General features: G+C 52.0%; 26 protein-coding genes. 17 read left to right on the plus strand and 9 right to left on the minus strand.

Annotation, left to right across the window (positions count from 1 at the left end; translation table 11 throughout):
- Positions 1-3: 3 nt before the first annotated feature.
- Positions 4-519, minus strand: coding sequence for a 3-hydroxyacyl-[acyl-carrier-protein] dehydratase FabA (gene fabA / locus EYZ66_RS02060; RefSeq protein WP_009574415.1), 516 nt, complete (start codon positions 517-519; stop codon positions 4-6).
- A gap of 186 nt (positions 520-705) precedes the next feature.
- Between fabA and EYZ66_RS02065 the strand changes: the two genes are divergently transcribed.
- Both EYZ66_RS02065 and galU read left to right on the plus strand, forming a co-directional pair.
- Positions 706-2,130, plus strand: a complete 1,425-nt coding sequence (locus EYZ66_RS02065) for a mannose-1-phosphate guanylyltransferase/mannose-6-phosphate isomerase (RefSeq protein WP_280525412.1) — start codon at positions 706-708, stop codon at positions 2,128-2,130.
- Between the two features lie 18 nt (positions 2,131-2,148).
- Positions 2,149-2,979, plus strand: a complete 831-nt coding sequence (gene galU, locus EYZ66_RS02070; RefSeq protein ID WP_009574417.1) for a UTP--glucose-1-phosphate uridylyltransferase GalU — start codon at positions 2,149-2,151, stop codon at positions 2,977-2,979.
- Here the strand turns inward: galU and EYZ66_RS02075 are convergent.
- Entirely contained in the window at positions 2,976-3,938 is a 963-nt protein-coding gene (locus tag EYZ66_RS02075; protein ID WP_009574418.1) for a polyprenyl synthetase family protein, read from the minus strand. The genes galU and EYZ66_RS02075 overlap by 4 nt on opposite strands.
- A gap of 238 nt (positions 3,939-4,176) precedes the next feature.
- On the opposite strand from EYZ66_RS02075, the gene rplU reads away from it, so the two are divergent.
- From rplU to proB, 4 genes are all read left to right on the plus strand, one after another.
- Entirely contained in the window at positions 4,177-4,485 is a 309-nt protein-coding gene (rplU, locus tag EYZ66_RS02080; protein WP_009574419.1) for a 50S ribosomal protein L21, read from the plus strand.
- A gap of 18 nt (positions 4,486-4,503) precedes the next feature.
- Complete coding sequence (rpmA, locus tag EYZ66_RS02085; RefSeq protein WP_009574420.1) at positions 4,504-4,761, plus strand: 50S ribosomal protein L27; 258 nt, start codon at positions 4,504-4,506, stop codon at positions 4,759-4,761.
- A gap of 86 nt (positions 4,762-4,847) precedes the next feature.
- Positions 4,848-6,035: an Obg family GTPase CgtA gene (gene cgtA, locus EYZ66_RS02090; RefSeq protein WP_009574422.1), complete on the plus strand. Its 1,188-nt coding sequence runs from the start codon at positions 4,848-4,850 to the stop codon at positions 6,033-6,035.
- The gene (gene proB / locus EYZ66_RS02095; protein WP_009574423.1) at positions 6,035-7,168 is read left to right on the plus strand and encodes a glutamate 5-kinase; all 1,134 of its coding nucleotides are present in this window, start codon (positions 6,035-6,037) and stop codon (positions 7,166-7,168) included. The genes cgtA and proB overlap by 1 nt, the downstream gene beginning before the upstream one ends.
- A 69-nt stretch (positions 7,169-7,237) precedes the next feature.
- Here the strand turns inward: proB and rpsT are convergent, their stop codons facing one another.
- Positions 7,238-7,504, minus strand: a complete 267-nt coding sequence (rpsT, locus tag EYZ66_RS02100; RefSeq protein WP_009574424.1) for a 30S ribosomal protein S20 — start codon at positions 7,502-7,504, stop codon at positions 7,238-7,240.
- Positions 7,505-7,687: 183 nt separating this feature from the next.
- Here rpsT and EYZ66_RS02105 point away from each other — a divergent pair, with 183 nt between their 5' ends.
- Complete coding sequence (locus EYZ66_RS02105; RefSeq protein ID WP_083814306.1) at positions 7,688-8,464, plus strand: tyrosine-protein phosphatase; 777 nt, start codon at positions 7,688-7,690, stop codon at positions 8,462-8,464.
- A 21-nt stretch (positions 8,465-8,485) separates the two neighbouring features.
- Here the strand turns inward: EYZ66_RS02105 and EYZ66_RS02110 are convergent, their stop codons facing one another.
- Positions 8,486-8,746 carry a hypothetical protein gene (locus tag EYZ66_RS02110; protein WP_009574426.1) on the minus strand — a complete coding sequence of 87 codons (261 nt, stop codon included), beginning with the start codon at positions 8,744-8,746 and terminating at the stop codon, positions 8,486-8,488.
- 124 nt (positions 8,747-8,870) lie between these two features.
- Entirely contained in the window at positions 8,871-9,092 is a 222-nt protein-coding gene (locus tag EYZ66_RS02115; RefSeq protein ID WP_040815733.1) for a hypothetical protein, read from the minus strand.
- Between the two features lie 187 nt (positions 9,093-9,279).
- Between EYZ66_RS02115 and EYZ66_RS02120 the strand changes: the two genes are divergently transcribed.
- Genes EYZ66_RS02120 through EYZ66_RS02130 form a run of 3 tightly spaced genes read left to right on the plus strand, consistent with a single transcriptional unit; the run spans position 9,280 to position 12,834 of the window.
- Positions 9,280-10,416, plus strand: a complete 1,137-nt coding sequence (locus EYZ66_RS02120) for a 1-acyl-sn-glycerol-3-phosphate acyltransferase (protein WP_009574429.1) — start codon at positions 9,280-9,282, stop codon at positions 10,414-10,416.
- Positions 10,417-12,501, plus strand: a complete 2,085-nt coding sequence (gene dinG, locus EYZ66_RS02125) for an ATP-dependent DNA helicase DinG (protein WP_009574430.1) — start codon at positions 10,417-10,419, stop codon at positions 12,499-12,501. It begins immediately after the preceding gene.
- Positions 12,502-12,504: 3 nt separating this feature from the next.
- On the plus strand, positions 12,505-12,834 hold the full coding sequence (locus EYZ66_RS02130) for a YqcC family protein (protein ID WP_009574431.1): 330 nt from the start codon (positions 12,505-12,507) through the stop codon (positions 12,832-12,834).
- A gap of 13 nt (positions 12,835-12,847) precedes the next feature.
- Here the strand turns inward: EYZ66_RS02130 and EYZ66_RS02135 are convergent, their stop codons facing one another.
- The 4 genes from EYZ66_RS02135 to EYZ66_RS02150 form a co-directional block, all read right to left on the minus strand.
- Positions 12,848-14,146 (minus strand): ribonucleotide-diphosphate reductase subunit beta, encoded by a 1,299-nt coding sequence (locus tag EYZ66_RS02135; protein ID WP_009574432.1) that lies wholly within the window; start codon positions 14,144-14,146, stop codon positions 12,848-12,850.
- Positions 14,147-14,161: 15 nt separating this feature from the next.
- The gene (locus EYZ66_RS02140; protein ID WP_040815734.1) at positions 14,162-17,029 is read right to left on the minus strand and encodes a ribonucleoside-diphosphate reductase subunit alpha; all 2,868 of its coding nucleotides are present in this window, start codon (positions 17,027-17,029) and stop codon (positions 14,162-14,164) included.
- A gap of 314 nt (positions 17,030-17,343) precedes the next feature.
- A complete protein-coding gene (gene argF, locus EYZ66_RS02145; RefSeq protein WP_009574435.1) occupies positions 17,344-18,255 on the minus strand; it encodes an ornithine carbamoyltransferase in 912 nt (303 codons plus the stop codon).
- Positions 18,256-18,259: 4 nt separating this feature from the next.
- Positions 18,260-19,441 carry an aspartate aminotransferase family protein gene (locus tag EYZ66_RS02150; protein ID WP_009574436.1) on the minus strand — a complete coding sequence of 394 codons (1,182 nt, stop codon included), beginning with the start codon at positions 19,439-19,441 and terminating at the stop codon, positions 18,260-18,262.
- 181 nt (positions 19,442-19,622) lie between these two features.
- On the opposite strand from EYZ66_RS02150, the gene grxD reads away from it, so the two are divergent.
- The 7 genes from grxD (at position 19,623) to rodA (ending at position 25,935) form a co-directional block, all read left to right on the plus strand.
- On the plus strand, positions 19,623-19,952 hold the full coding sequence (grxD, locus tag EYZ66_RS02155) for a Grx4 family monothiol glutaredoxin (RefSeq protein WP_009574437.1): 330 nt from the start codon (positions 19,623-19,625) through the stop codon (positions 19,950-19,952).
- A gap of 220 nt (positions 19,953-20,172) precedes the next feature.
- Positions 20,173-21,429, plus strand: coding sequence for a glutamate-5-semialdehyde dehydrogenase (locus EYZ66_RS02160; protein ID WP_009574438.1), 1,257 nt, complete (start codon positions 20,173-20,175; stop codon positions 21,427-21,429).
- Positions 21,426-22,070, plus strand: coding sequence for a nicotinate-nucleotide adenylyltransferase (gene nadD, locus EYZ66_RS02165; RefSeq protein ID WP_139042512.1), 645 nt, complete (start codon positions 21,426-21,428; stop codon positions 22,068-22,070). Before EYZ66_RS02160 ends, nadD begins: the two co-directional genes overlap by 4 nt.
- A gap of 30 nt (positions 22,071-22,100) precedes the next feature.
- Entirely contained in the window at positions 22,101-22,448 is a 348-nt protein-coding gene (rsfS, locus tag EYZ66_RS02170) for a ribosome silencing factor (protein ID WP_009574440.1), read from the plus strand.
- Positions 22,438-22,908 carry a 23S rRNA (pseudouridine(1915)-N(3))-methyltransferase RlmH gene (gene rlmH / locus EYZ66_RS02175; protein ID WP_040815738.1) on the plus strand — a complete coding sequence of 157 codons (471 nt, stop codon included), beginning with the start codon at positions 22,438-22,440 and terminating at the stop codon, positions 22,906-22,908. Before rsfS ends, rlmH begins: the two co-directional genes overlap by 11 nt.
- Before the next feature lie 17 nt (positions 22,909-22,925).
- The gene (gene mrdA / locus EYZ66_RS02180) at positions 22,926-24,806 is read left to right on the plus strand and encodes a penicillin-binding protein 2 (protein ID WP_009574442.1); all 1,881 of its coding nucleotides are present in this window, start codon (positions 22,926-22,928) and stop codon (positions 24,804-24,806) included.
- Positions 24,799-25,935, plus strand: a complete 1,137-nt coding sequence (gene rodA / locus EYZ66_RS02185) for a rod shape-determining protein RodA (RefSeq protein ID WP_009574443.1) — start codon at positions 24,799-24,801, stop codon at positions 25,933-25,935. Before mrdA ends, rodA begins: the two co-directional genes overlap by 8 nt.
- The last annotated feature ends 4 nt before the right edge of the window (positions 25,936-25,939 follow it).

Below are 25,939 nucleotides of genomic sequence, written 5' to 3' on the forward strand. Positions count from 1 at the left end.
GGTTTAAAAACTCTCGGTCGAAGTGAACAAGCCGACCCTAAGGTCTTTTGCGGTATAAATTTCCTTGCCGTCAACGCTCAAACTGCCGTCGGCGATACCCATGACGAGTTTACGTTCGATAACGCGCTTCATGGTGATTTTGTAGGTGACTTTGCTGGCCGTAGGTAGGACCTGTCCAAAGAATTTGACTTCACCGGAACCTAACGCACGACCACGTCCAGGGTTGCCGCGCCAGCCTAAAAAGAAACCCACTAATTGCCACATGGCATCAAGCCCTAAGCAGCCGGGCATTACGGGGTCGCTGGGGAAGTGGCAGTCAAAGAACCAAAGCTCTGGGTGAATGTCTAACTCGGCGATAATTTCGCCTTTACCATGCTCGCCACCTTCGTTGCTGATGTGGGTGATGCGATCTAGCATGAGCATGTTGTCAACGGGGAGGCGAGCATTACCTTCGCCAAAGAGACGGCCGTGGCCGCAATCAATAAGTTCTTCCTTGGTGTAGGAGGATTGCGCTGTCATTAATCTTTCCAATTTAAGTGCTAGGGTTGCCATGCTCTGCGGCTTGGTTTCTATCGCGCATTGTAAACGCTGCGACGGCGAAGTCCACTTTTGAATGACAAGAAGTTAAGTTTTGCGAGTTTCAAGCGAGCGCTTGAATCAGGTAAACTGCGTCTTTACCCGCAGTGTTTGAGGTTTTTGATGAGCGTGATTGTTCCTGTTGTATTATCTGGCGGCACGGGCAGCCGACTTTGGCCTGTATCTCGTGAAGGGCACCCGAAGCAGTTCCTTCCCTTAGTGACGAACGCCAGTTTGTTGCAGGATACCGTAAATCGCGTGAGTGGCATCACCGATCAAGCGCCAATCGTTGTGGGCAACGATGAGCATCGATTCATGTTAGCCGAACAGCTGCGTGCTATTGGCGTGACGCCAGCCGCGCTGATCCTCGAGCCGGCCGGTCGCAATACTGCGCCAGCCGTGGCCTTGGCGGCGTTGTATGCGCAGCGTTCAAATGCAGAGGACTGCTTGCTGCTGGTGCTGCCTGCTGATCACGCGATTAGTGATGTTGCCGCCTTTCAATCCGCTGTCGGTCAAGCGGCAGCGATAGCCGAACAGGGGCGCTTGACGACTTTTGGTGTGGTGCCAACGGCGCCTGAAACGGGTTATGGCTACATCAAAGCGGGTGCCGAGATTAACGGGTCAGCAAAAGCCATTGAGGCCTTTGTTGAAAAGCCGGACGTAGAGTCGGCGAACCAGTACCTGCGTAGCGGCGATTATTTGTGGAATAGCGGTATGTTCCTACTGCCTGCCAGCGTGTATCTCGACGAATTGCAGCGTTTGGCACCCGATATTTACCAGGCGTGTGCAGAGGCTATGGCGGGTGGGGCCCAAGACTTAGATTTTTGTCGACCCGATGCGCAAGCATTTGCGAACTCTCCCTCAGACAGTATCGATTACGCGGTGATGGAGCACACTGAGAAAGGTGCTGTCGTTCCCTTAGATTGTGGTTGGAGCGATGTGGGCGCCTGGTCAGCGCTGTGGTCGATTCAAGCCAAGGATGATCGGGGTAATGTGTCGCAGGGCGATGTTCTTTTGACCGATTGCGATAACTCGTACTTTCGATCGAGTGAGCGGCTAATTGCCGGTGTCGGCGTGCAGGACATGGTGGTGGTGGAGACTGCTGATGCCATTTTGGTGTCACACCGCGATCAGGTACAACATGTTAAAACCATTGTCAGTACGCTCAAGGCGCAAAAGCGCTCGGAAGTGTCACTGCATCAAGAAGTGTTTCGGCCCTGGGGATCCTACGAAACCCTCGTATTGGCTGATCGTTTTCAGGTAAAACGCATCGTCGTGAAACCAGGCGCTAAGCTGAGCTTGCAAATGCATCACCACCGCGCTGAGCATTGGATTGTGGTGAAAGGCACCGCCGAGGTGACCTGTGAAGACAAAGTATTTATGTTGGGCGAGGATGAATCGACCTACATTCCCTTGGGGCATAAACACCGACTGGCAAATCCTGGAAAGATTCCCTTGGAGTTGATCGAGGTGCAGTCGGGAAGCTACTTAGGCGAAGACGATATCGTTCGATTTGATGACACTTATGGGCGTGCCCCGCAAGGCAATGCATAAACCAAACAAGGATATTTCATGATCAAAAAATGTTTGTTTCCCGTGGCGGGCTATGGCACACGATTTTTGCCGGCGACGAAAAGTATGCCCAAGGAAATGTTACCTGTTGTCAATAAGCCACTCGTGCAATACGGGGTCGAAGAAGCGATTGAAGCAGGCATGACGACCTGTGCCATGGTGACGGGGCGGGGCAAGCGCGCGATTGCCGACCATTTTGATATCAACTACGAGCTTGAGCACCAAATTCAGGGAACCGGCAAAGAGATCTACTTAGAGAGCATACGTAATGTGCTCGACCAAGGTACTTTTACGATGGTGCGCCAGCGAGAAATGAAGGGTTTAGGACACGCGATCCTGACCGGTGAGTCGCTGATTGGTAATGAGCCTTTTGGCGTGATCCTATCCGATGATTTGTGTATTAACCCAGAGGGCGATGGCGTATTGGCGCAAATGGCAGCACTTTACCGCCAGTTCCGCTGCTCCATTGTGGCTATTCAAGAGGTGCCTGAAGACGAGGTTCACAAGTACGGCGTTATTGCTGGCGAACCTATGAAAGAGGGTTTGTATCGTGTTGAATCGATGGTCGAAAAGCCAAGCAAAGAAGATGCCCCCTCGAACCTAGCCATTATTGGGCGATATATCTTAACGCCCGATATTTTCGATATTATTCGAACCACTGAGCCCGGCGCCAATGGTGAAATCCAGCTAACCGACGCGTTGATGAAACAGGCGCAAATGGGTTGTGTCATGGCCTACAAATTCAAGGGGCGCAGATTCGATTGCGGCAGTGTCCCCGGTTTTGTAGAGGCCACTAATTACGTTTTCGAGAATATTTACGGCGGCTATTAATGGATGCGCGAGATCGCTTGTTGAGCTAGAGCGGTCAGCGCGTCTTTCATCTGGCCAGCCGGTAGTTTTGAAATTGCCTGCTCCGCCTTGTGTTGAAACTCGAGTGCGCGCTCGCGAGAGTAGGCGAGAGAACCACTCGCTTGGATGATTCTTACCACGTCACTGAGTAAAGATTTATCCTTTTCAGTGATGGCGGTTCGAATAAGATCCGCGTCCTGGGCTTTGGCTGTTTGAATTGCATGAATCAGGGGGAGTGTGGGTTTTCCCTCCGCCAGGTCGTCGCCCAAGTTTTTACCCATGGTGGCGGGATCGCCCTGGTAATCCAGGATGTCGTCGACGATCTGAAACGCAATGCCAAGATTGATGCCAAACTCCCGAAGCTCTTCGGCTTTGCGTTCACTGGCGCCCGACAGCAGTGCGCCGCCGTAACAGGCTGCTCCAAACAGCACCGCGGTTTTGGCTTGAATGACTTCGTAGTATTGGGTTTCGGTCGTGTCGGCGTCGCCAGCTCGCACCAGCTGCAGCACTTCGCCCTCGGCGATGCGATTGGTTGTATCAGCAATATCTTTAAGTATGCGCATGTCGCCGATATTCACCAGCAACTGGAAGGCGCGGCTGTAAATAAAGTCACCCACAAGCACGCTCGATGCATTGCCGTAAGCCGCGTTTGCTGTTGGGCGCCCTCTTCGCAGTGAGGAGACATCAACGACATCGTCGTGAAGAAGGGTCGCGGTGTGTAAAAATTCGATAACGGCGGCAAAATGTTTATGCGGCTGCGAGATGCCGCCTAAAGCGGCACCGGTGAGTAGCGCCAACAGTGGCCGCATACGTTTGCCCCCACCCGCCACAATGTATTGGCCAATGTCTTCTACGAGCCCCACATCCGAGCGTAACTGTTCTACGATCAGAGTGTTTACGTCTTCAAACGCGTTGGCAATGACGGGGATAGATAGGGGCATGGGTCAATTATAAATACACAACAGGTCGCGATGCTAGGCGTGTGAATCGGTGGTGTCAAGAAGGATCCATTGCTCAAACTTTGATTGCCTTAATGGCTTGTGTCGAGTCATTCACTGCTATATAATTCGCGCCCCTGCCCCTACGTGGGTATGTGAATTTTGTATAAACCGTGCCACGCTCTGCCCTCGAAATTGTCGAGTCTATGTATTTGCGAGATGGCTAACGAAGGAACAGATTATGTACGCAGTTATTGTAAGCGGTGGTAAGCAGCATCGCGTGGTAGAAGGCGAGACCCTGAAGCTGGAAAAAATCGAAGCAGCAACAGGCGAGTCGGTAGAGTTTGACCAAGTGCTTATGGTGGGTGGTGATTCGGTGAAAATCGGCACGCCAACGGTTGAAGGCGCGAAAGTAACGGCTGAAGTTGTGGCACAAGGTCGTCACGACAAGGTTAGAATCATGAAGTTCAACCGTCGTAAACACCACATGAAGCAAGCGGGTCACCGCCAGTGGTACACCGAAGTTAAAATCACATCGATTACTGCGTAAAGATATAGGAGCAGCACAATGGCACACAAGAAAGCTGGTGGTAGTACTCGTAACGGTCGCGATTCCGAGAGTAAACGCTTAGGTGTAAAACGTTTTGGTGGTCAGATCGTTTCAGCTGGAAGCATTATTGTTCGTCAACGTGGCACGAAAATGCACGCGGGTGACAACGTAGGTTGTGGCAAAGATCACACTTTGTTTGCAAAGATTGACGGTCGAGTCGAGTTTGTTGAGCGCGGCCCACAAAATCGAAAGTTCGTACAAATCGTCGCTGTTTGAGGTCGACGCGCGGTATGAACGCGAGCCTCGTCAGCAGACGGGGCTTTTTTTTTGGGCGCAAATTAAAGACGCCCTAGGATTGAAAAATGAAATTTGTTGATGAGGCCATTATTGAGGTTGCCGCAGGTAATGGCGGTAATGGCTGTCTGAGTTTTAGGCGAGAAAAATATATCCCTAAGGGTGGTCCCGACGGTGGTGATGGCGGTGACGGCGGCAGTGTTTTTTTAGAAGCCGATGAGAACCTTAACACTATGGTCGACTACCGTTTTCAGCGCAAGTTTCGCGCAGTCAACGGTGCCCCCGGCCAGGGTCGCAACTGTCGTGGTCGAAGTGGCGAAGATTTGATCCTTAAGGTACCCGTCGGCACCACCGTCATTGATATTGATACCGACGAAGTGCTCGGAGATTTGTCGGAGGCTGGGCAGCAGTTAAAAGTGGCTCAGGGTGGATTTCACGGTCTGGGTAATACGCGCTTCAAATCGAGTATTAACCGCGCACCTAGACAGACGAGTCCTGGCTCAGAAGGCGAGAAACGGCGCTTGAAGCTCGAATTAAAAGTGTTGGCAGACGTCGGGCTGTTGGGCATGCCAAATGCCGGCAAATCGACTTTGATCCGCGCTATATCGGCTGCCAAGCCCAAAGTTGCAGACTATCCGTTTACCACAATGGTACCGAATTTAGGTGTTGTCCGAGTTGACCCTCTGCGTAGCTTTGTCGTGGCCGATATCCCCGGTCTTATCGAAGGGGCGGCCGAAGGCGCGGGTCTTGGGATACGTTTTTTAAAGCACTTAACGCGGAATCGTTTACTGCTGCATCTGGTCGATTTGGCGCCGTGGGATGATGAGGCTCCGGCCGAGCATGCATGTGCTATTGTGCGCGAAATTGAGTCGTTTAGTCCGTTGTTAGCGGCGCGTCCGCGCTGGCTTGTGCTGAACAAGGCCGATGCCTTGGATGACGAAACTCGCGATCAGCGAGCACAAGAGGTTATCGATGCTCTAGATTGGCAGGGTCCGGTGTTTGTGATCTCGGCCTTGGCTGGAGAGGGCACGGAGGCCTTGTGCCAGGCGATCATGACGCAGCTGGAAGAGTGGCGAGAGGCCGAGCGTTTGGATCCAGAGCTCGCAGAGCAGGAGCAGGCGCTACAGAATGCTTTGCAGGCCGAGGCTCGCGCCAGAATCGAACAGGGCCGTATTAAGGTCGTTGATCTTGAAGATGACGACGAAGATGAAGATGACGACGACGATTATGACGTCGAGGTGGAATACGTACATTAATGGCAGAGGTGAGTGCAGATCGCAGCGATATTGCGAACGCGAATCGCTGGGTGGTTAAGTTGGGTTCGGCTCTGTTGACGGATGACGGAGAGGGCTTGAAGCCTGAGATTGTCGCCCGCATTGTGTCAATGTGTGAGCGCTTGCTGGATCAAGGAAAACAAGTCGTTATTGTGTCAAGCGGCGCAGTTGCCGCGGGACTTGCGTACTTGTCGTGGGCAGAACGACCTAAAAAATTGCACGATCTTCAGGCTGCTGCCGCCGTAGGCCAAACACACTTGGTTAAGGCCTATGAAATCGCGTTTGCTCGGTCTGGTCGCACGACGGCTCAGATTTTGTTAAGCCACGACGATGTGTTGAATCGCGATCGCTATTTGAATGCGCGTAATACTCTGAACCGGCTTCTAGAGCTCAAGGTTGTTCCGATTATTAACGAGAATGATACGGTGGCAACCGACGAATTTCGGTTTGGTGACAATGATACCTTGGCTGCCTTGGTGGCTAACTTAATCGACGCCGATGCCGTTCTATTGTTAACCGATCAGGAAGGGTTCTTCACCGCAGACCCACGCAAAGATGATACCGCCACGTTAATTTCAGTGTGTGATGTCGATGCGCAAGAGCTTGATTCGATGGCGGGCGGTAGCGGTCGCTTAGGTCAAGGCGGTATGCAAACGAAGTTGCGAGCTGCGCGGTTGGCGGCGAGATCCGCAACGCAAACGATTATTGCCAATGGGCGGCGTCCGGAAGTGATTACCGAGGTGGCAAGTGGCAAGTTAGTCGGAACTTGGCTGCGAGCAAATAAGCCCTCTGTCGCGGCTCGCAAGCAGTGGTTGGCCGGTGTTCAAAAAGATTCGGGTGTTGTGACCATTGATGCCGGTGCAGTTAGAGTGATCCAAGACCAGGGGAGGAGTCTTCTGCCCGTTGGTGTAGTTGCCGTTTCTGGTAGCTTTCGGCGAGGAGACACGGTGCTGTGCGTTGGGCCATCAGGAGAGCGTATTGCTCGCGGTTTGGTCAACTTAGATTCTCAGGAGCTGTCGCTTGTGAAAGGCGTAAGCTCTAGCCGGTTGCCAGAGCTGCTCGGGTACGCTGTCGATCCCGAGCTGATTCACCGAGATAACTTGGTCTTGCTCTAGATTTTTTGGCTGGCTTGCGAAGATAAAAAAACCGGCGATTAGCCGGTTTTTTTGTATACCAAAAATCTGTTACGCACCAAGCGCCTTAATTTTCGCGCTTAAACGGCTCTTGTGACGTGCCGCCTTATTTTTGTGGATAATGCCTTTGTCTGCCAATCGGTCAATGACCGGTACCGCTGCTCCAAAAGCTTCTTGAGCAGACGTTTGGTCGCCGCTGTCGATTGCCTTGATGACTTTCTTGATGACGGTACGACCTAACGAACGCAAACTTGCGTTGTGATTGCGACGTTTTTCAGCCTGACGGGCACGTTTTTTAGCTTGTGGGGAGTTCGCCACGATTTACCAACCTATACAAAATTTTAAGAGCGCGGATTATTGTCACTTTGTGCCTCAGTGTCAACTGTTGTCTGGGGATTTTGGTCTAAACTCCTAAAAAAAGTAAAGGATCGACCGGTGGCGCTCGCTTAGGGTCCGTTGTGCTATTATGCGCGGGCATTTTAAATCGGATACAAAGGTAATATGAGTAGGCACATTCCCCTGGAGGGCGCTCCAAATTTTCGGGACTTTGGAGGGTATCCCGTTGCTCAGACGGGTCGTCGCGTTAGATATGGGCGCTTGTTTCGCGCCGGCCATTTGGCGGACCTCAGCCTCGCTGATCTGACGGTCGTAGCCGATCTTGGGATTAGCCACTTGTACGATTTTAGACGGGGTTTCGAGCAAGAACACAAGCCCAACCATCCTTCGGTGTTAGCGACAGTTGATCATGTTATTCACTTGGATATTACGCCCGGGAATCACTCAGGTAGTTTGGAGGTCGTAACTCACACTGGGTCGCTACCTGCCGAGACTCATCAGTTTATGTGTGATATCAATCGAGAGCTTGCGCTGTCCCACCAATCGTCATTTAAGCGCGTATTTGAGGGCCTGCTGACTGATCCTGACGCGATTGTTTTGGTGCATTGCGCTGCAGGAAAAGATCGTACAGGCTTTGCCGCTGCCCTCATCTTGTTGGCTCTGGGTGTTGAGTTGGACGTTGTGATGCAGGACTACCTGCTGACGCAGCGTTATTTTCTGCCGCACGAGCAAATTCCGGCCTTGCGTGACAAATATGGTTTCGACGGTGTCAAAGACGAGGTGCTAGAGCCTATTGTGGCCACGCGACGAGAGTATTTGCAGGCCGGCGTCGACGCGATGCTGGAACACTCTGGCAGTGTTGAGGGTTACTTGCTCGATGCGTTTGGTGTGGGAGCGGTAGAGCGACAGTTGCTGAGCGAGCGGCTTACCGAGACTGTTTAGTGTCTCGGCAAGCGCAGAGCCTTATTTGCAGGCGTTTTTGGCGACTTTCATTTTGCGTTTGCTGCAATAGTTCTCGTCGCCCACTAAACTGCAGAATTCGTTGCTGGTAGTTTGCGTCATTTCAATGACGCGCTTGTCTGAGCATTGCACTTCGTAGCGTTTGCTCAGTTTTTCGTCGTTTTCAATTTCAGCGATAAAGCGAATTGACGTGGGTTTCGCTGCCATGGCACTTGTGGTGCTGGCAAGTAAAGCTGTGGCTAAAGCCAATTTGATCACTTTCATAATGCTTCCTCAATAAAGCGACAGATGTGGACTGTGTGACGATGATATCGCTTTTTGAGAAAATTAGTAACAAGTTAGGCGGATTAGTAACAGGTTTGTTACGTATTTCCGCCTTTTGTTGACCTTATGCAAGAAAAATAAGAACCCAACCCGCAATAGCGAGTAAAATAGACTGGCCTGCTTTGTCGAGTTGGAACAATGCAAAGAGGTAAGAAACTGGTGGCAGTAGTACTGTAAATAAGCCCCACGCGTAATCTTCTTTCCAGCTGGTAATCAATAGCATGACCCAGCTTGCTAAAAGAAGCGCTAAGCCAAAAACAAACAAAGTCGCTGATCCTGCAGCCATGGTGGTATCCCCCGAATTTGAACACTATCGGGTGCGGAGTTTAGCAGAAAACAGCCTGCAAGCGAGTACTAAGTTGCGCACTGTTGATCGCAATCACGCAAAGCTGATGCGCTTTGATTACTGTGAATGCTGATTGAGTGTGCCCGTCACGCTAAGGTGGTTATGCCGAAACACAATAGGAGAGTGTGTGAGCGATCGTTTTGCTGAAATCAGGCCCTATGATGATCACGAGGTCAGTGCCGTGATCAATCGCTTGAAGTCGGATACTGAGCTATTAGACAGCATCATTAACCTGCGTTTGGGCGGTAAGGCCCTCTGGCTGACACCTTTGCTTCGTCCCGCGGTGCGCTGGGGGTTGGGGCGTCAGTTGCGAGGTGTCCATGATGTCGCCTCATTTCAGTCTTTGGTGCGATCTTACATGGAGCAAATGATTAACACGACCACGGCCGGTTTTGAAGTTTCTGGGCTCGACGAATTACCAGAAGGGCCGTATTTATTTGTCAGTAACCATCGTGACATCGCGCTTGATCCAGCGTTTACTAACTATGCGCTACATACACGTGGTCGCGCCACGTGTCGTATTGCGATCGGTGATAATTTACTGTCAAAGCCCTGGATTGCCGATCTCATGCGCGTCAATAAGAGTTTTATCGTAAAGCGTGCACTACAGGGTCCAAGACAGCTATTGGCAGCGAGTAAGTTATTGTCTGAGTACATAGGTGCCTCAATTGGTGACGATAAAAGTCCCGTATGGATCGCTCAGCGAGAGGGGCGTGCTAAAAACGGCCGTGATTCAACTGAGCCTGCGGTCATCAAAATGTTATTGCTAGGTCGTGATAAAACGCTCGATTTTGGTGAGTCGCTTGCAAAGTTGCGCATTGTACCCGTGTCTATTTCCTACGAACTCGATCCCTGCGACGCAATGAAGGCACATGAGTTAGCTACGCTTGCTCGAGATGGCAGCTACAGTAAGGCGGAACACGAAGATGCAAAGTCGATTGCGGTCGGTATCTCGGGTAATAAGGGAATGGTTAGTATTCGCTTTGGTTCGATGATCGGTGCAGACTACGAGTCTGTAGAGCAGGTGGTGAATGAGATCGACCGTCAGGTAATACAGCACTACCAACTACACCCGAGTAATATTTGGGCTTGGCAGCGGCTCAATCCAGGTGAGGAACTGCCACAGGGATTACGGGTCTCTAAAGGTTCGATCTCTAAGGCGCAATTTAACGCCCGTGTCGACGCATTGAGCCCCGACGAGCAACCTTTCATGTTGGCGATGTACGCAAATTCTGTCGAGCAAGCGCTAAAGATGGGTGCGTGAATGCTAACCGATGCGGTAAAAGATAAAATTCGGTCGGCTTATAACCAGCTGGTACAAGAGAGAGACCTGCAGCCACGCTGGGGGCAAAGGCAAATGATTGCCGAGGTATCGAAAGCGTTGTCCCGAGATGGGTTCTCTTCGCGTCCGCCTATTGCGGTTATCGAGGCGGGCACCGGCACCGGAAAGACAATCGCTTATACCATTGCCGCTGTGCCTGTCGCTCAGGCAAGGGACAAACGGTTAGTCATTTCCACCGCTACTGTCGCGTTGCAAGAGCAATTGATTTACCAAGATTTACCCGACATTGCCAAGCTTTCCGGTTTAGAGTTCAGCGTCGCTTTGGCAAAGGGACGTCGTCGTTATGTTTGCTTATCGCGCTTAGATCAAGCCTTGAATAACCGCTCTGCTGGTCAAACGATTCCTTTATATCCCGACGAGTATGATTGGAATACCGATGGTGATATGGGCGTTTACGAAGCCTGCATGGCGTCCTTGGCGCGAGGGGACTGGGATGGGGACCGAGACAACTGGCCCGACACGATTGATGATCGAGTTTGGTTTCCCATTACCAGTGATCATGCTCAGTGCACGGGGCGTCGGTGTACTTATATATCCCAATGCAGCTTTTTCAAGGCGCGCGACCAGTTGGCTGACGCCGATGTGATTGTAACCAACCATGATTTGGTGTTGTCCGACTTGTCGATTGGGGGTGGCGTCGTGTTGCCGGCTCCAGAAGACACTTTGTATGTCTTTGATGAGGGGCACCACCTAGCCGAAAAAGCCAAAAACCATAGCACCGCTTTTTGTCACATACACAGTACCAAGCAGTGGATCATCGATACGGTCTCCTGGCTGGAAAAGGCGCAGTCGGTCTATGTGGAATACAAGCTGGATGATCTTATTGAGAAGATTGCAAAGTATTTTCACGATTTGATGTCGGCGGTCGAGACTTTGGAGGCCGAGTCCGTCAGTCTGCGGCCGGACTCTTTTGACGGCAACAGCCAAGAATTACGATTTGAGCATGGTAAGGTGCCTGAGGATTTACGGGCTGCATCGCTGTCTTGTGCCCAATTAGGTGCCAAGGTGCTGGGTGTGGCCGAGCGTTTGGTTATTGAATGTGAAGACCTGCTGGACGAGGAGGGCGGTGACACCGAGGCAGTCGACGCTTTGCTGAGCGCTTGTCAGAGTCTGACCGGGCGTTTAACGCTGACTCAAGCCTTGTGGTCCGATTTCGCACACAGTGCCGATGGCGAGCCGCCTCCTGCACGGTGGCTTCGTTATAACGATTCGGGCAATCAATTGGCGATTAGCTGTCATTCAAGTCCGACATTGGCAACGGCCTTTTTGCAAGACAACTTGTGGGATCGTGCTGCTGGTGTATTAATTACCTCTGCTTCAATTACAGCGTTGGGTAAATTTGATCGTTTTCGGCTACATGCCGGGACTCCCGAAGATGCCGTATACACTGCCGTGGCAAGTCCGTTCGATTATCAGCGTGGCCGCTTACATATTCCCGCGCATTTGCCAGAAGCCAACCAAGCTCAAGCCCACACCGACGCGATTGTTGAGTATTTGCCAACTCTGTTTGACTTAGCCAGAGGTACCTTGGTCTTATTTGCGTCTCGACGTCAGATGCGAGAGGTCTACGAGGCCTTCGAGGCGGATCTTCAAGGCCTGATATTGATGCAAGATTCCCAGTCCAAAAAGGCCTTGTTAGACGCCCATAAAGCAAAAATTGACGCCGGTGATCGCAGTATTCTGTTCGGGCTCGCAAGCTTTGCTGAGGGTGTAGATTTACCCGCCGAATATTGTGAGCACGTTATCATTGCGAAGATCCCTTTTGCGGTGCCAGATGATCCACGTGAGGCAGCCTTGAGCGAATGGATTGAGCGCGGGGGTGGTAACGCTTTCAGGGAAATTTCTGTTCCCGATGCTGGAGCTAAGCTCTTGCAGGCTTGTGGCCGCTTGTTGCGAACAGAATCGGATCAAGGCCAGATTAGTATTTTAGATACGCGGTTGTTGACCAAGCATTATGGTCGTGAGCTGCTCGCCTCTTTACCACCATTTGCGCGGGTAACAGATTAAGCTGTGGCGACAGAGCGCATAAAAATTGCCGAGTTGTTGCTCGACTTAGAATGTCTAATGCGCCAGCGTGGTTTTTGGTCGCACTCACCACCACCCTCCTCAGGTTACTTGAGTCAGGTACCGTTTGCGGCCGATTGTTGGAGTCTTGAGCAATGGTTACAGTTTACGTTTATCCCCAAAATTAGAGCGATACTAGAGGGCAATGAGGCTTTGCCAGAGCGTTGTTCTATTGCACCCATGGTAATGAGTCAGGGGTGTGGCGTGGGGATGGATTTGACATGTTTGGAGCCGTTGCTCAAGGCGCTTGACGAGGTGATCTCGCAAGCACCTTAAGGCTAAGGTAGCGTTAGTCCCAAGATAGGGCGCCACCTGTTTGATATTCGATAACGCGTGTTTCAAAGAAGTTCTTTTCTTTGCGCAGATCCATGATTTCAGACATCCATGGGAAGGGGTTTTGGACCCCGGGAAACTGCTCGGGCAAGCCCAGCTGCGCTAATCGACGGTTGCAAATAAACTGCAAGTACTCTTCCATCATGGCTGCATTCATACCTAATACACCGCGTGGCATAGTGTCACGTGCATATTCGATTTCGATTTGAGTACCTTCGAGCAGCATCTGAATGACTTCTTTTTGGAAATCTTCGGTCCACAGATGCGGGTTTTCCAGTTTGATCTGGTTGATGACATCAATACCAAAGTTTAAGTGCATCGATTCATCGCGCAGGATGTACTGAAACTGCTCGGCAACACCAGTCATCTTGTTGCGGCGGCCCATCGACAAGATTTGTGTAAAACCGCAGTAGAAGAAAATGCCCTCGGTTACAGCGTAAAATCCAATCAGGTTGCGCAGTAGGGTTTGGTCATTTTCGGTGGTGCCCGTTTTGAAGTTGGGGTCGCTCAGACTGTGGGTATGAGACAAGCTCCAAGTGGCTTTCTTGGCAACACTTGGGATTTCACGGTACATGTTGAATACTTCGCCTTCGTCCATGCCGAGCGATTCAATGCAATATTGATACGCATGAGTGTGGATGGCTTCTTCAAACGCTTGGCGTAATAAATACTGCCGGCATTCAGGGTTGGTAATGAGTCGATAAATGCCCAGTACTAAGTTGTTGGCTACCAGTGAGTCTGCCGTTGAGAAGTAACCTAGGCTGCGCATAACAATGCGGCGCTCGTCGTCGCTAAGCACGTCCGCGCTTTTCCAGGTCGCTACGTCAGCGGTCATGTTGATTTCTTGTGGCATCCAATGGTTGGCACAACCATCGATGTATTTTTGCCACGCCCAATCGTATTTAAAAGGCACGAGTTGGTTCAGGTCTGCACGACAGTTGATCATCGCTTTCTCATCAACCGATACGCGCGCTGCACCCAATTCGAGTTCCTCTAAGCCTGGCGCTAAATCCATTGATGCTACTGCTTCCGCTGCGCGCTCAAGTACTTCAGCGGTGTCTACGTTAACGGCATCGGGTAACTCGTCGGGCTGTGCAGGTGCCGCTGGCGCGGTGGCTTGCTGCTGTTGTGCTGCTGCTTCTTTCTGCCGCTCTGCGGCTAGGGCGGCCTCACGCGCGGCTGCTTCACCTGCCGCCTTGGCGGCAGCGGCTGTGTCGAGAGTATCTTCTTTGTGGTATTCGTCCCAGCTTAACATCGAGTATCTCCTTGTTTATTGGCAAGCTTCGCAATCGGGGTCGTCTAGCGAGCATGCTTTTGGTACGGGTGCTGGCTGTGGTGCAGCTGCGGCGGCAACCGCGTTTAATGTGCCCTTGTCGACCGTTGATTTTTCGGTCCCTGTCGCTGCCAGCGAACGCAAGTAATACGTAGTTTTTAATCCGCTCAGCCAGGCCATTCGATACGTGACGTCGAGCTTTTTACCGCTGGCGTTGTTGATGTACAGGTTCAATGATTGTGCCTGGTCGATCCACTTCTGACGGCGGCTAGCGGCCTCGACAATCCAGCGCGGCTCAACTTCAAAGGCGGTTGAGTAAATCGCTTTTAAGTCGGCCGGAATACGGTCGATAGCCTGCGCGCTGCCATCGTAGTATTTCAGGTCGTTAACCATGACCTTGTCCCATAAATTACGGGCCTTAAGATCGTTGACCAAGTAAGGGTTCACAACCGTGAACTCGCCCGACAAGTTCGATTTAACGTACAAATTTTGGTAGGTGGGCTCTATTGATTGCGACACGCCTGTAATGTTCGCGATGGTTGCTGTTGGTGCGATCGCCATGACGTTAGAGTTGCGCATTCCTTTCGCACGAACGCGCTCGCGCAGCGTATCCCAATCCAGAGTTTGAGTACGATCTATTTGCAGATACTGGTCACCACGAGACTCAGCCAAGCGCTCGAGTGAGTCGATGGGCAAAATGCCCTGGCTCCATAACGAACCCTCAAAGCTAGAGTACGTGCCGCGTTCTTCAGCTAAAGCGGATGAAGCTTGGATGGCGTAGTAGCTAATGGCTTCCATCGATCGGTCTGCAAATTCCACTGCTTCAGGTGAGCTGTAGGCGATGTGCTGCTTGTACAAAGCATCTTGGAAGCCCATGAGGCCCAGTCCCACCGGACGGTGACGGAAATTCGAGCGCTCTGCCTGTGGTACCGAGTAATAGTTAATGTCGATAACGTTATCGAGCATACGCACGGCGGTCGTCACAGTTTTTTGCAGTTTCTCGAGGTTCAAACCGTTTTCGTCGATGTGTTGAGGCAGGTTTACGGAACCTAAATTACAGACCGCGATTTCTTCATCGCTGGTATTCAGCGTGATTTCGGTACACAGGTTAGACGAGTGCACAACACCTACGTGTGACTGTGGTGATCGCAAGTTACAAGGATCCTTGAACGTGATCCAAGGGTGGCCTGTTTCGAACAGCATCCCCAACATTTTGCGCCACAGGTTCTCGGCTTTTACGCGCTTGAACAGTTTCAGCTCGCCGCTACGAGTTTGTGCCTCGTAAGCTTCGTATTTTGCTTCAAAATCGGCGCCGTACGAATCGTGCAAATCTGGGGTGTCGTTAGGCGAAAACAGTGTCCACTCGCCGCCTTCAAAAACGCGTTTCATGAATAGGTCTGGAATCCAGTTGGCGCTATTCATGTCATGTGTGCGACGACGGTCATCGCCGGTGTTTTTACGCAGTTCCAGAAATTCTTCGATGTCTAAGTGCCAAGTCTCTAAATAGGCACACACCGCGCCTTTGCGCTTACCGCCTTGGTTTACAGCGACTGCTGTGTCATTAACGACTTTTAAGAAGGGCACAACACCCTGCGACTTTCCGTTCGTACCTTTGATATAGGAGCCTAATGCGCGCACTGGCGTCCAGTCGTTGCCCAAACCGCCGGCCCATTTTGACAGTAGCGCGTTATCTCGAATTGCACCATAAATACCGCTTAAGTCATCAGGCACTGTGGTGAGATAGCAAGACGAGAGCTGTGGGCGCAGAGTGCCGGCGTTAAATAGCGTTGGTGTTGAGCTCATATAATCAAATGACGAGAGCAGCTGATAGAACTCGATAGCCCGCGCGTTTTTGTCGTCCTCACGAACCGCTAGACCCATGGCGATACGCATGAAAAACACTTGGGGTAACTCAAAACGCGTTTCGTTGCTGTGAATGAAGTAGCGGTCGTACAGCGTCTGCAAGCCCAAGTAGGTGAACTGCAAATCTCGTTCGGGCTGGATGGCCGCACCCAGTCGGGCGATATCAAAATCGGCTAGCTCTGGGCTTAATAATTCTAGCTGAATGCCTTTGGCAATGTAGGCTTGTAATGCTTGTGGATAATAAAGCGCCATCTCCTGTTGAGTGGCGCGTTGTGTTACGCCTAGGAATTCTAAAGCTTCGCTTCTCAAGTCATCGCACAATAAACGTGCCGCTGCATAGGTGTAATTGGGTTCTTGCTCGATCAGTGTGCGCGCGGTAATCACCAGAGAGGTCGTGACTTCATCGAGTGTTACGCCATCGTAAAGATTGCGCAGCGCTTCTTCTAAAATTTTTGACGCGCTGACATCGGCCAAATCGGCGCAAGCTTCAGAGACCACTGTTTGTAAGCGTTCGATATCGAGCGGCGCGCGGCTACCATCTGGCTGTAATACTGAGATCGCACCTGCTGCGCGCTCTGCCTCGGCTGAAAGAGCACGTTTTTGAGCGCGCTTGCGTGCCTGTTCTTCTCGGTAAATAACATAGTCACGTGCAATTTTGTGTTCACCTGCCCGCATGAGCGCGAGTTCGACCTGGTCCTGAATGTCCTCTATATGAATAGTGCCGCCCGATGGCATGCGGCGCTCAAAGGTGCCCATCACTTGTGTCGTCAATTTCGCGACGGTTTCGTGAATTCGGCTAGACGCTGCAGCTGTACCACCTTCAACGGCTAAGAATGCTTTCGTAATCGCGACCGAAATTTTGCTGTTGTCGAAAGGAACAACCTGGCCGTTGCGCTTAATCACTTTCAGCGTGCCGGGAGCGGTTGCTTCGATGGGTGTCGCAGTAGGACTGGCGGTCGTTTTGCTGGTCGATGGCGATATTGGTGTACTTGTTGTTTCCATGCTTGCTCCGGCGCTCTTGCTCGTAAGGTCGATTTTAAGTCTAGACACCATATGTGGTGCTTTGAGTTATTATGCCACACAAGATACTGGTGTCTATGCGGCAATGCAATAGGCATATCTCGGGTAAAGCTTGTGTATAGATTGTGGGTAAAATAGGTTGTTAGTAGGTACTAACCTTGATGGCTTGTGTGTTTGCGGGTCGAGTGTGGTGGAGGGTGTAGAGGGTCAGATCGGATTAATTTGATCTAACGAAAAGGGTTTTTAGCGCCAAGTGTTATTTAGCAAATGGCGCGCACCAAGATGGATCTTTTGTATTACTTTTGTCGCAGTAAGAACTCGATTAAGGCCTTTTGGGCGTGCAGACGGTTCTCGGCTTCATCCCAGATGACCGAGCTTGGGTCGTCCATTAAGTCGGCGCTAATTTCCTCGCCGCGATGCGCTGGTAAGCAGTGGAGGTAAATGGCGTCTGGGTTAGCCAGATTTAATAACTCGCGGTTGAGCTCGAAGCCTTCGAAAGCCGCCATGCGTGCTTTGGCCTCTTGCTCTTGTCCCATCGATGCCCATACGTCGGTCGCTAGGAGATCAGATCCCCGTGCTGCGTTTGCTGGGTCTCGCGTCAACGTTACGCAGTGAGCGTATTCGTCGAGTAAGGCTTGATCTGGGTCGTAGCCTTCTGGGCAGGCGATATTTAAATGGAAGCCAAATAGATGCGCGGCGCGAATGAATGAGTGGCACATGTTATTGCCATCGCCAATCCAGCTTGCTGTTTTACCCTGCATGTCACCTCGGTGTTCAAACCACGTCATCATATCGGCCAGCAATTGGCAGGGATGCGACTCGTCAGACAAGGCGTTAATCACGGGTACTCGAGAATTTTGGGCGAACACCTCCAGCCGTTCGTGCGCAGAGGTGCGAATCATCACGATATCGACCATTCGCGAAATGACTTTGGCAGTATCTTCGATGGGTTCGCCGCGGCCTAGCTGAGTGTCGTTGGGTGAGAGAAATAAGGCGTGTCCGCCAAACTGTGCCATGCCCGCTTCGAATGAGACTCGTGTGCGCGTCGATGCCTTCTCAAAAATCATGGCCATGGTAGCATTTGGAAATAGGGCGTGTTGTTCGCCTTTTCGCTGCATGGCTTTGAGCTCGATAGCGCGTTGTATCAGCGTTTTTAACTCGCTCGAGCTTAAGTCGGTGAGTCTCAAAAAATGTCGAGTTGTGGTCATGGTGTTAACCCTTTAGTTGCCGCGCATAGGTGTCGATGACTCCCGCCAGTCGTTCACCGATCAAGATCGCTTCGTCGTCGGTCAGAGTCAAGGCGGGAAGCAGGCGAACCACATTGCCCGCCGTCACGTTGATGAGAAGCTTTTGCTCCAACGCAAGTGATACCAATTCAGGGCAATCCTGCGACATAACAAAGCCAAGCATCAGTCCTTGGCCTGACTCGGTTTTGATTAGGTCCGTCGCTGCCTGGCTGTGCTGATACAGTGACTCGCTAATGAGTTTACGGATAAGGGGGACTCGCTGGGTGAGGTTGTCTTGTTCTATGGTGTTGATCACGGCCATAGCCGCGGCACTCGCGAGCGGGTTGCCGCCATAGGTGGAGCCGTGATTCCCAGCTCCGAGTACTTTAGCCGCCTTACCTTGCGCTAGGCAGGCGCCAATGGGTACGCCATTGCCTAAGCCCTTTGCGGTCGTTACCACATCGGGTTTGAAATTCAGGCCTAAATAGGCAAAGTAAGTGCCCACTCTGCCGTTGCCAGACTGTACTTCATCGAACATCAGCAGCCAGTTATTGCGGTCGCACTGTTCTCGGAGCCCGCGTAAATAGTCATCGCTCAATCGTCTCACACCGCCCTCGCCTTGTACCGGTTCGGCTAAGACTGCAACAATATTGGCGTTGTTTGCGAGCGCGGCAATCGCTTCGATATTGCCTGCGGGAACTCGTATAAAGCCGGGTACTAGAGGTTCAAAACCCTTCTGCACAGCGGCGTTACCGGTGGCGGTCAAGGTCGCCATGGTGCGGCCGTGGAAGGCGTGTTCCAGAACAATAACAGTCGGTGACTCGATGCCGTTTTGGTGCCCGTAAAGGCGGGCGAGCTTGATGGCTGCTTCGTTTGCTTCGGCGCCAGAATTGCCAAAAAATACGGCATCCATGCCCGCGATACGGCACAGTGTCTCGGCCAGTGCTTCCTGTGTCGGAATGTGATAGAGATTCGAACAGTGCATGAGGGTCTGAGCTTGCTTTGCCAATGCTGCACTGACAGCGGGATGACAGTGGCCAAGTCCAGTCACAGCAATGCCCGTCAGTGCATCCAAATACGCAGTATCGTTGGCATCATAGAGCCAGGCACCCTGTCCGCGGACGAATTGCACCGGCAAACGTTTGTAGGTCGGCATTATGGACGACACGACGGATCCTCTTTGCAAAGTAAAAAGGCAGCGAGTGCTGCCCAATGCATAATGTTAACCCTGGATCGAAACAGGGGCAATGAAGAGCGTCGGTAAATTTGGCAAAATTACGTTCCTAGCCCTTGAGTTTCTGGTGTTTGTGGCCATGTAAGCTACAATACGGTTTTTACAGGAGAGTGTTATGAGCGAAGTAATCGAGACCCTTAAAGAGCAAATCGAGAACAACCCGATTTTGTTGTACATGAAAGGCTCACCAAATCAGCCGCAGTGTGGCTTTTCAGCGAGAACAGTACAGGCGCTGATGGCCTGCGGTGAGCGCTTTGCCTACGTTGATGTGTTATCGAATCCTGATGTTCGCGCTCATTTGCCCGCGTATGCCAATTGGCCGACTTTCCCGCAGCTGTGGGTTCAAGGAGAGTTGATTGGGGGGTGCGATATCGTGACTGAAATGTATGAAACCGGCGAGCTTCAAACGCTTATAAAAGAAGCGGCTGCTGCCCAGAACGGTTGATTTCATCGGCGGGTACGCTATGGAGTGTGCTCGCCATCTTGATAACGGCCCCGTTGCATTGACAACACCTAGGTTTAGACGCCTTTACATTTTAGATAATCCTCAAAAGCCTGTCGTCATCCCAGTGGGTGAATAGCACGCCTCGCGACACTTAGTGTGTCATGGAGGTAAGGCGTGATTGATTAGCGTATACTGAGCACGAGAACAACGGAAACGAATTATGGATGTCTCTGACTACATGCTCGGCTTGGGACAACAAGCCAAGCGAGCAGCGCGCGTCTTGGCATTAAGTAGCTTAAGTCAGCGCAACCATGCACTGTTGTGTATTGCACAACGCATAGATCAACAACGAGAGCTCATCTTGGCTGCGAACGAGAAAGATTTGGCGGCGGCCAAATCTCAGGGGCTTGATGCTGCAATGTGTGATCGCTTAGCGCTGAATGCCGGTCGTATTGACGGCATGATCGCTAACTTAGAGCAAGTTGCCTCACTCCCTGACCCGATCGGTGCGACCGACCAAGTTCGCACCATGCCGTCAGGTATTCGCGTCGGTAAGATGCGTGTGCCATTGGGAGTGGTCGGTATTATTTACGAGTCTCGACCAAACGTTACGGTCGAAGCCAGCAGTTTGTGCATCAAATCGGGCAATTCGACGATCTTGCGCGGGGGATCGGAGTCTATTCATTCAAACGGCGCAATCGCTCGCTGTATTGAGGCGGGGCTGGCTGATGCCGGCATGCCTGAAACGGCGGTCCAAGTGGTGAACACGACCGATCGCGCTGCAGTGGGCGCGTTGATTACAATGGATAAGTTCGTCGATGTAATCGTCCCGCGCGGTGGTAAGGGACTTATTGAGCGCATCACTGCCGAAGCTCGTATTCCCGTCATCAAACACCTAGATGGCGTCTGTCACGTCTTCATCGATGCAGGAGCAGATTTATCCATGGCAAATGCCATCGCCGTCAACGCTAAAACGCATCGTTATGGCACCTGTAACACCATGGAAACGCTGTTACTTGACCGGTCGGTGGCGGCAGACGCGCTCGCTCTGATTGGCCCCGAGTTGCAGTCTAAGGGCGTTGAGGTTCGCGGTTGTTCTGAAACCTGTCGAATACTGAATTGGGCGGTAGTCGCCACAGAAGCTGATTGGTACGCCGAGTACTTGGCGCCTATTTTAGCGGTGCGAATTGTTGCGGGTTTGGCTGAGGCCATAGACCATATTAATGCCTATGGCTCACATCATACTGACGCTATTGTGACCAACAACCATGCGCATGCTGAGCAATTTATGCGCGAGGTGGATTCGAGCTCGGTCATGGTGAATGCCTCAACGCGTTTTGCCGATGGGTTTGAATATGGCTTGGGGGCTGAGATCGGAATTTCGACCGACAAGATCCACGCTCGGGGCCCGGTGGGCTTGGAGGGACTCACTTCACAAAAATACGTTGTGTTCGGAACAGGGCAGGTTCGTTCTTGAGTCTAGGTTCACGAGCAAAGGCGTTTATGGGCGGCACCTTTGATCCCATTCACAACGGGCATATCCGAATGGCGATTGAATCTTGCGAGGCTCTGGGGTTGTCGAGCATAACGCTGGTGCCCGCGGCCGATCCACCGCATCGTGATGCGCCGCGAGTCAATGCTGCAAGGCGTTTAGCGATGGTGGCAGAATCGGTGAAAGATATTGCACAGCTCGAGGTCGATGGGCGCGAATTGCAGCGCTCGGGCAAGTCATACAGTTTTGCTACCGCCTGCGAGTTTCGAGCCGAAGTGGGCATTGACGCCAGTTTGACCATGATTATGGGGGCCGATGCGTTCTTGGGTTTTACATCGTGGCACCGCTGGCAGGAGTTTTTAGAGGTACTTAATATCGTAGTGTTGGCAAGGCCTGGCTGGGCTTGGCCTGAGCAGGGCGAGTTGGCGAGCTGGGTAAGCAAATGCCGAGTTGACGTTAATGCCTTGCCCGGGCAATCGCGTGGGGGTGTTGCTTTTTTGTCGTCCCGATTGCTGGATATTTCAGCCTCAGATATTCGCGAAAGATTGCAAGCCGGTTTATCGATTGATGGGTTGGTTCCCGATGTTGTGCGACACTATATCGCGCAGCAAAAATTATACGTATAGGCCGAAAAGGCTTGAAAAGGTGATAATTGAATGATGGATTCTTTGGCTGTTAAAGAACTAGCACAAGCGGCATTAGACGACTTAAAAGCAGTCAATGTCGAGGTCTTGGATGTCAGCGCTTTAACAGATGTTATGGAGTATTTGGTCGTGGCTAGCGGCACCTCAAACCGTCACGTTAAGTCATTGGCTGATAACGTCATCGTCGCCGCCAAAAAGGCCGGAATGCCGCCTCTGGGCGTGGAAGGCCAAGATACCGGTGAATGGGTGCTAGTGGACTTGGGTGGTGTTGTGGTGCACGTTATGTTGCCTGCTACCCGAGCTTTCTATGATATCGAGCGCTTGTGGTCGGTAGACGCCCCAGCTCGCCGTGAAGATTAGAGTTTTAACTATCGCTGGCAAAATGCCCTCTTGGGTTGAGGCTGGGGTCGCCGATTACGACAAGCGTTTGCCGCGTGATGTGAAAATCGATTGGGTCAGTTTACCGCTAGCGACGCGCCGCAAAGACCGCAAAGCCGAGCATTATCTAGCAACTGAGGCGCAATCGATTCTGAAGCAGATTCGCGAAGACGACTTCGTCGTTGCTCTCGATGTTCGAGGCAAGTCATGCTCCAGCGAGGAATTGGCCGAGTACTGGCAGGCATGGCAAGCTCACAGGGGCGACCTCGTGATTCTGATCGGAGGCCCCGACGGTCTGGATCAAAGCTGTTTGGCGCGCGCGAATCAAAGATTATCACTCAGTGCCTTGACACTGCCCCACGCGCTCGTCAGAGTGGTATTGGCCGAGCAGCTCTATCGGGCGTGGTCACTATCGATAGGGCACCCATATCATCGCGCATAACTCTAAGAGATCGAACGGTGGCAGCTGAGCGCAATTTATTGAAAGACGCCAATCGCGAAGGCCGAATCTTCACGGACCGTTTGGTCGTTACTTTAGTAATTTTTGCCGTCATGCTCGGGTTGATCGTGATTCGCTACTATCATTTGCAGATCGTTGATCATGCGATTTACGCAACGCAATCTGATCAAAACCGGCTGCAGACCCAACCTTTGCCGCCTCGCCGCGGGTTAATTCGGGACCGAGCGGGTCGTTTAATTGCTGAAAATGAACCGTCGTTCGTTCTGTCCGTTGTGGTAGAGAGAACGGGGGGGCTCGATGAGATCATTGAGCGTTTGCAGCAAATCATCGAGTTATCGGATGACGACGTCGCGGCCTTTCAGCGTCGCCGCCCTAGCACACGACCCTATGCGCCAGTGCCTCTGAAGTTCCGTATCTCGGAACACGAAAGAGCGCGTATCGCGGTGAATAGTCACGAATTGCCGGGCGTTGAAATCGAGGCTCAGTTGATCAGATCTTATCCGTTGGCCGATCTATTTGCCCATGCGGTCGGCTATGTCGGCCGGATTAACGAACGCGAACTGCAAACGCTGCCGGAGGGGCCTTACGAGGGTACGTTCCACATTGGCAAAACAGGCATTGAAAAGTATTACGAGTCAGTACTTCTGGGTCAGGTGGGTGTGCAAACTGTCGAGACGGATGCGCGCGGCCGTATCATGCGACTGGTTGAAAAAACGCCCCCTGTACCGGGAAAAGATTTGACGCTGAATCTGGATGCTGATTTGCAGCTTGCTGCGGCGCAAGCCCTTCAGGGGCAGCGTGGTGCTGTCGTGGCGATTGATCCCCGAGACGGCGGCGTTCTGGCGCTCTACTCAAGTCCAAGTTTTGACCCCAACTCGTTTGTGAATGGCATCAGTTTTAACGAGTACGCAGAGTTGCGTGATTCGCCCGATGTCCCCTTGTTTAATAGAGCGTTGCAGGGGCAGTATCCGCCTGGTTCAACGGTCAAGCCCGCGATTGGGTTAGCGGGCTTGCACATGGGTTTAGTGACACCGCAGTCAAAAGTCGCCGATCCGGGTTGGTATACCCTCCCCGGAGACGACCGACGTTACCGCGATTGGGTGTTGCGTATTCGAGGTCGTGGACATGCTGATAAGGTTGATTTGCACATGGCGATTGCCGAATCGTGTGACGTGTACTTTTATGACCTGGCGCGCACTATGACGGTCGATCGCATGCACGATTTCTTGCAAGATTTTAATTTGGGTGCGCGCACAGGTGTGGATACAACCAATGAGCGTCCGGGGGTTTTGCCCTCGTCGGAATGGAAATTACAGAATCGGGGGCGCCCCTGGTACCCAGGTGAGACCTTGAGCGTGGGAATTGGTCAGGGTTATATGTTGGCCACACCCATGCAGCTGGCTTTAATGACGTCGGTTCTCGCAAATCGAGGGTATGCCTATAAACCTTCGCTGGTGGCTGAAGTCGATGGCGTAGTGCCTGAAACCGAGCGTCTGCAGCTGCCTGATATTGAACCATCACATTGGCAGGCGGTCATAGAAGGTATGGAGGCTGTTGTGCACGAGCGCAGTGGAACTGCGCATGCCATGGCCAAAGGCTTACAGTACCGAGTGGCGTCAAAAACCGGCACAGCGCAAGTGATCGGGATTGCTCAAGATGAGGAGTACGATGAAGATGAGATCGCCGAACGGCATCGAAATCACGGCCTGTTTATTGCGTTTGCACCGGTCGAAGCGCCAACGATTGCGCTTGCGGTGATTGTCGAAAACGGTGGCGGTAGTAGTGCGGCCGTTCCGGTTGCAAGGGCTGTGCTGGACGCATGGTTGGCGAATCCAGATAAAGGCGTTATGCGACATGTAGGGTTGGCGAGCAATGGCTGAGTACTTGCGTCGCATGCCCGATAGCGGTGACGCTTTTCGCCGCAGTTCAACGGTTTGGTCTGTTTTAAAGCTGGACCCCTGGTTGCTCAGCGGTTTATTGGCACTGGCTGGTTTTGGTTTAACAGTGCTAAATAGTGCGGTTGATGGCAGTAACGCAGCCATTCAGCGACAGTCTGTGTATTTGCTTATCGGTTTTTGTGGCATGTTAGTCGCCGCTCAGATTCCAGTGTATCGGTATGCGCGCTTGGCGCCTTGGATGTATCTTATTGGGATACTCGCATTAGTTTCCGTATTGTTCCTTGGTGTGGGAGCTAAAGGCGCGCAACGCTGGCTGTCGCTGGGGGGATTCCGGTTTCAGCCCTCGGAAATTATGAAGCTCGCGGTACCCCTAACAGTGGCCTGGTATTTGGCTAAACGCAGTTTGCCGCCGAACCCAAAGTATGTTGGTGCCACCCTTATTTTGATGGGGCTCCCTGCGGTGTTGATTTTTTTGCAACCCGATTTGGGTACCGCCATTTTAGTTGCAGTCTCAGGTTTTTTTGTGTTGTTCTTGGCCGGTCTGTCGTGGCGATACCTTCTGACCGCCGCTGGTATCGTGCTGGCATCGATTTGGCCGTTGTGGTCCTTTGTGATGAAAGATTATCAAAGGCAGCGGGTTCTGACCTTACTGGATCCCGAGAGCGATCGACTCGGCGCTGGCTGGAACATCATACAAAGCAAAACAGCGATAGGGTCGGGAGGCTGGTCGGGTAAAGGCTATATGCAAGGAACCCAGACGCTGTTGGATTTTCTACCCGAGAGCCACACCGATTTTATTATTGCGGTGCTCGCAGAAGAATATGGTCTCCAGGGCGTGCTTTGGCTAGTGATGCTCTATCTTTTTATTTGTTTGCGCGGTTTTTGGATTAGTTACACTGCGCAGTCGACCTATGGCCGATTGGTTGGAGCAAGCATTACCCTAACGTTTTTTGTGTATGTATTCGTTAATATGGGAATGGTTGCGGGCATTTTACCCGTCGTGGGCGTGCCCTTGCCCTTGGTCAGCGCCGGCGGGACATCTATTGTGACTCTGTTGGCGGGTTTCGGTATCCTGATGGCGATTAGTCAAGACAAGCGCCAAGTAAATTGATGAG

The organism is Aequoribacter fuscus, from assembly GCF_009910365.1.
Taxonomy (GTDB): Bacteria; Pseudomonadota; Gammaproteobacteria; order Pseudomonadales; family Halieaceae; genus Aequoribacter; species Aequoribacter fuscus.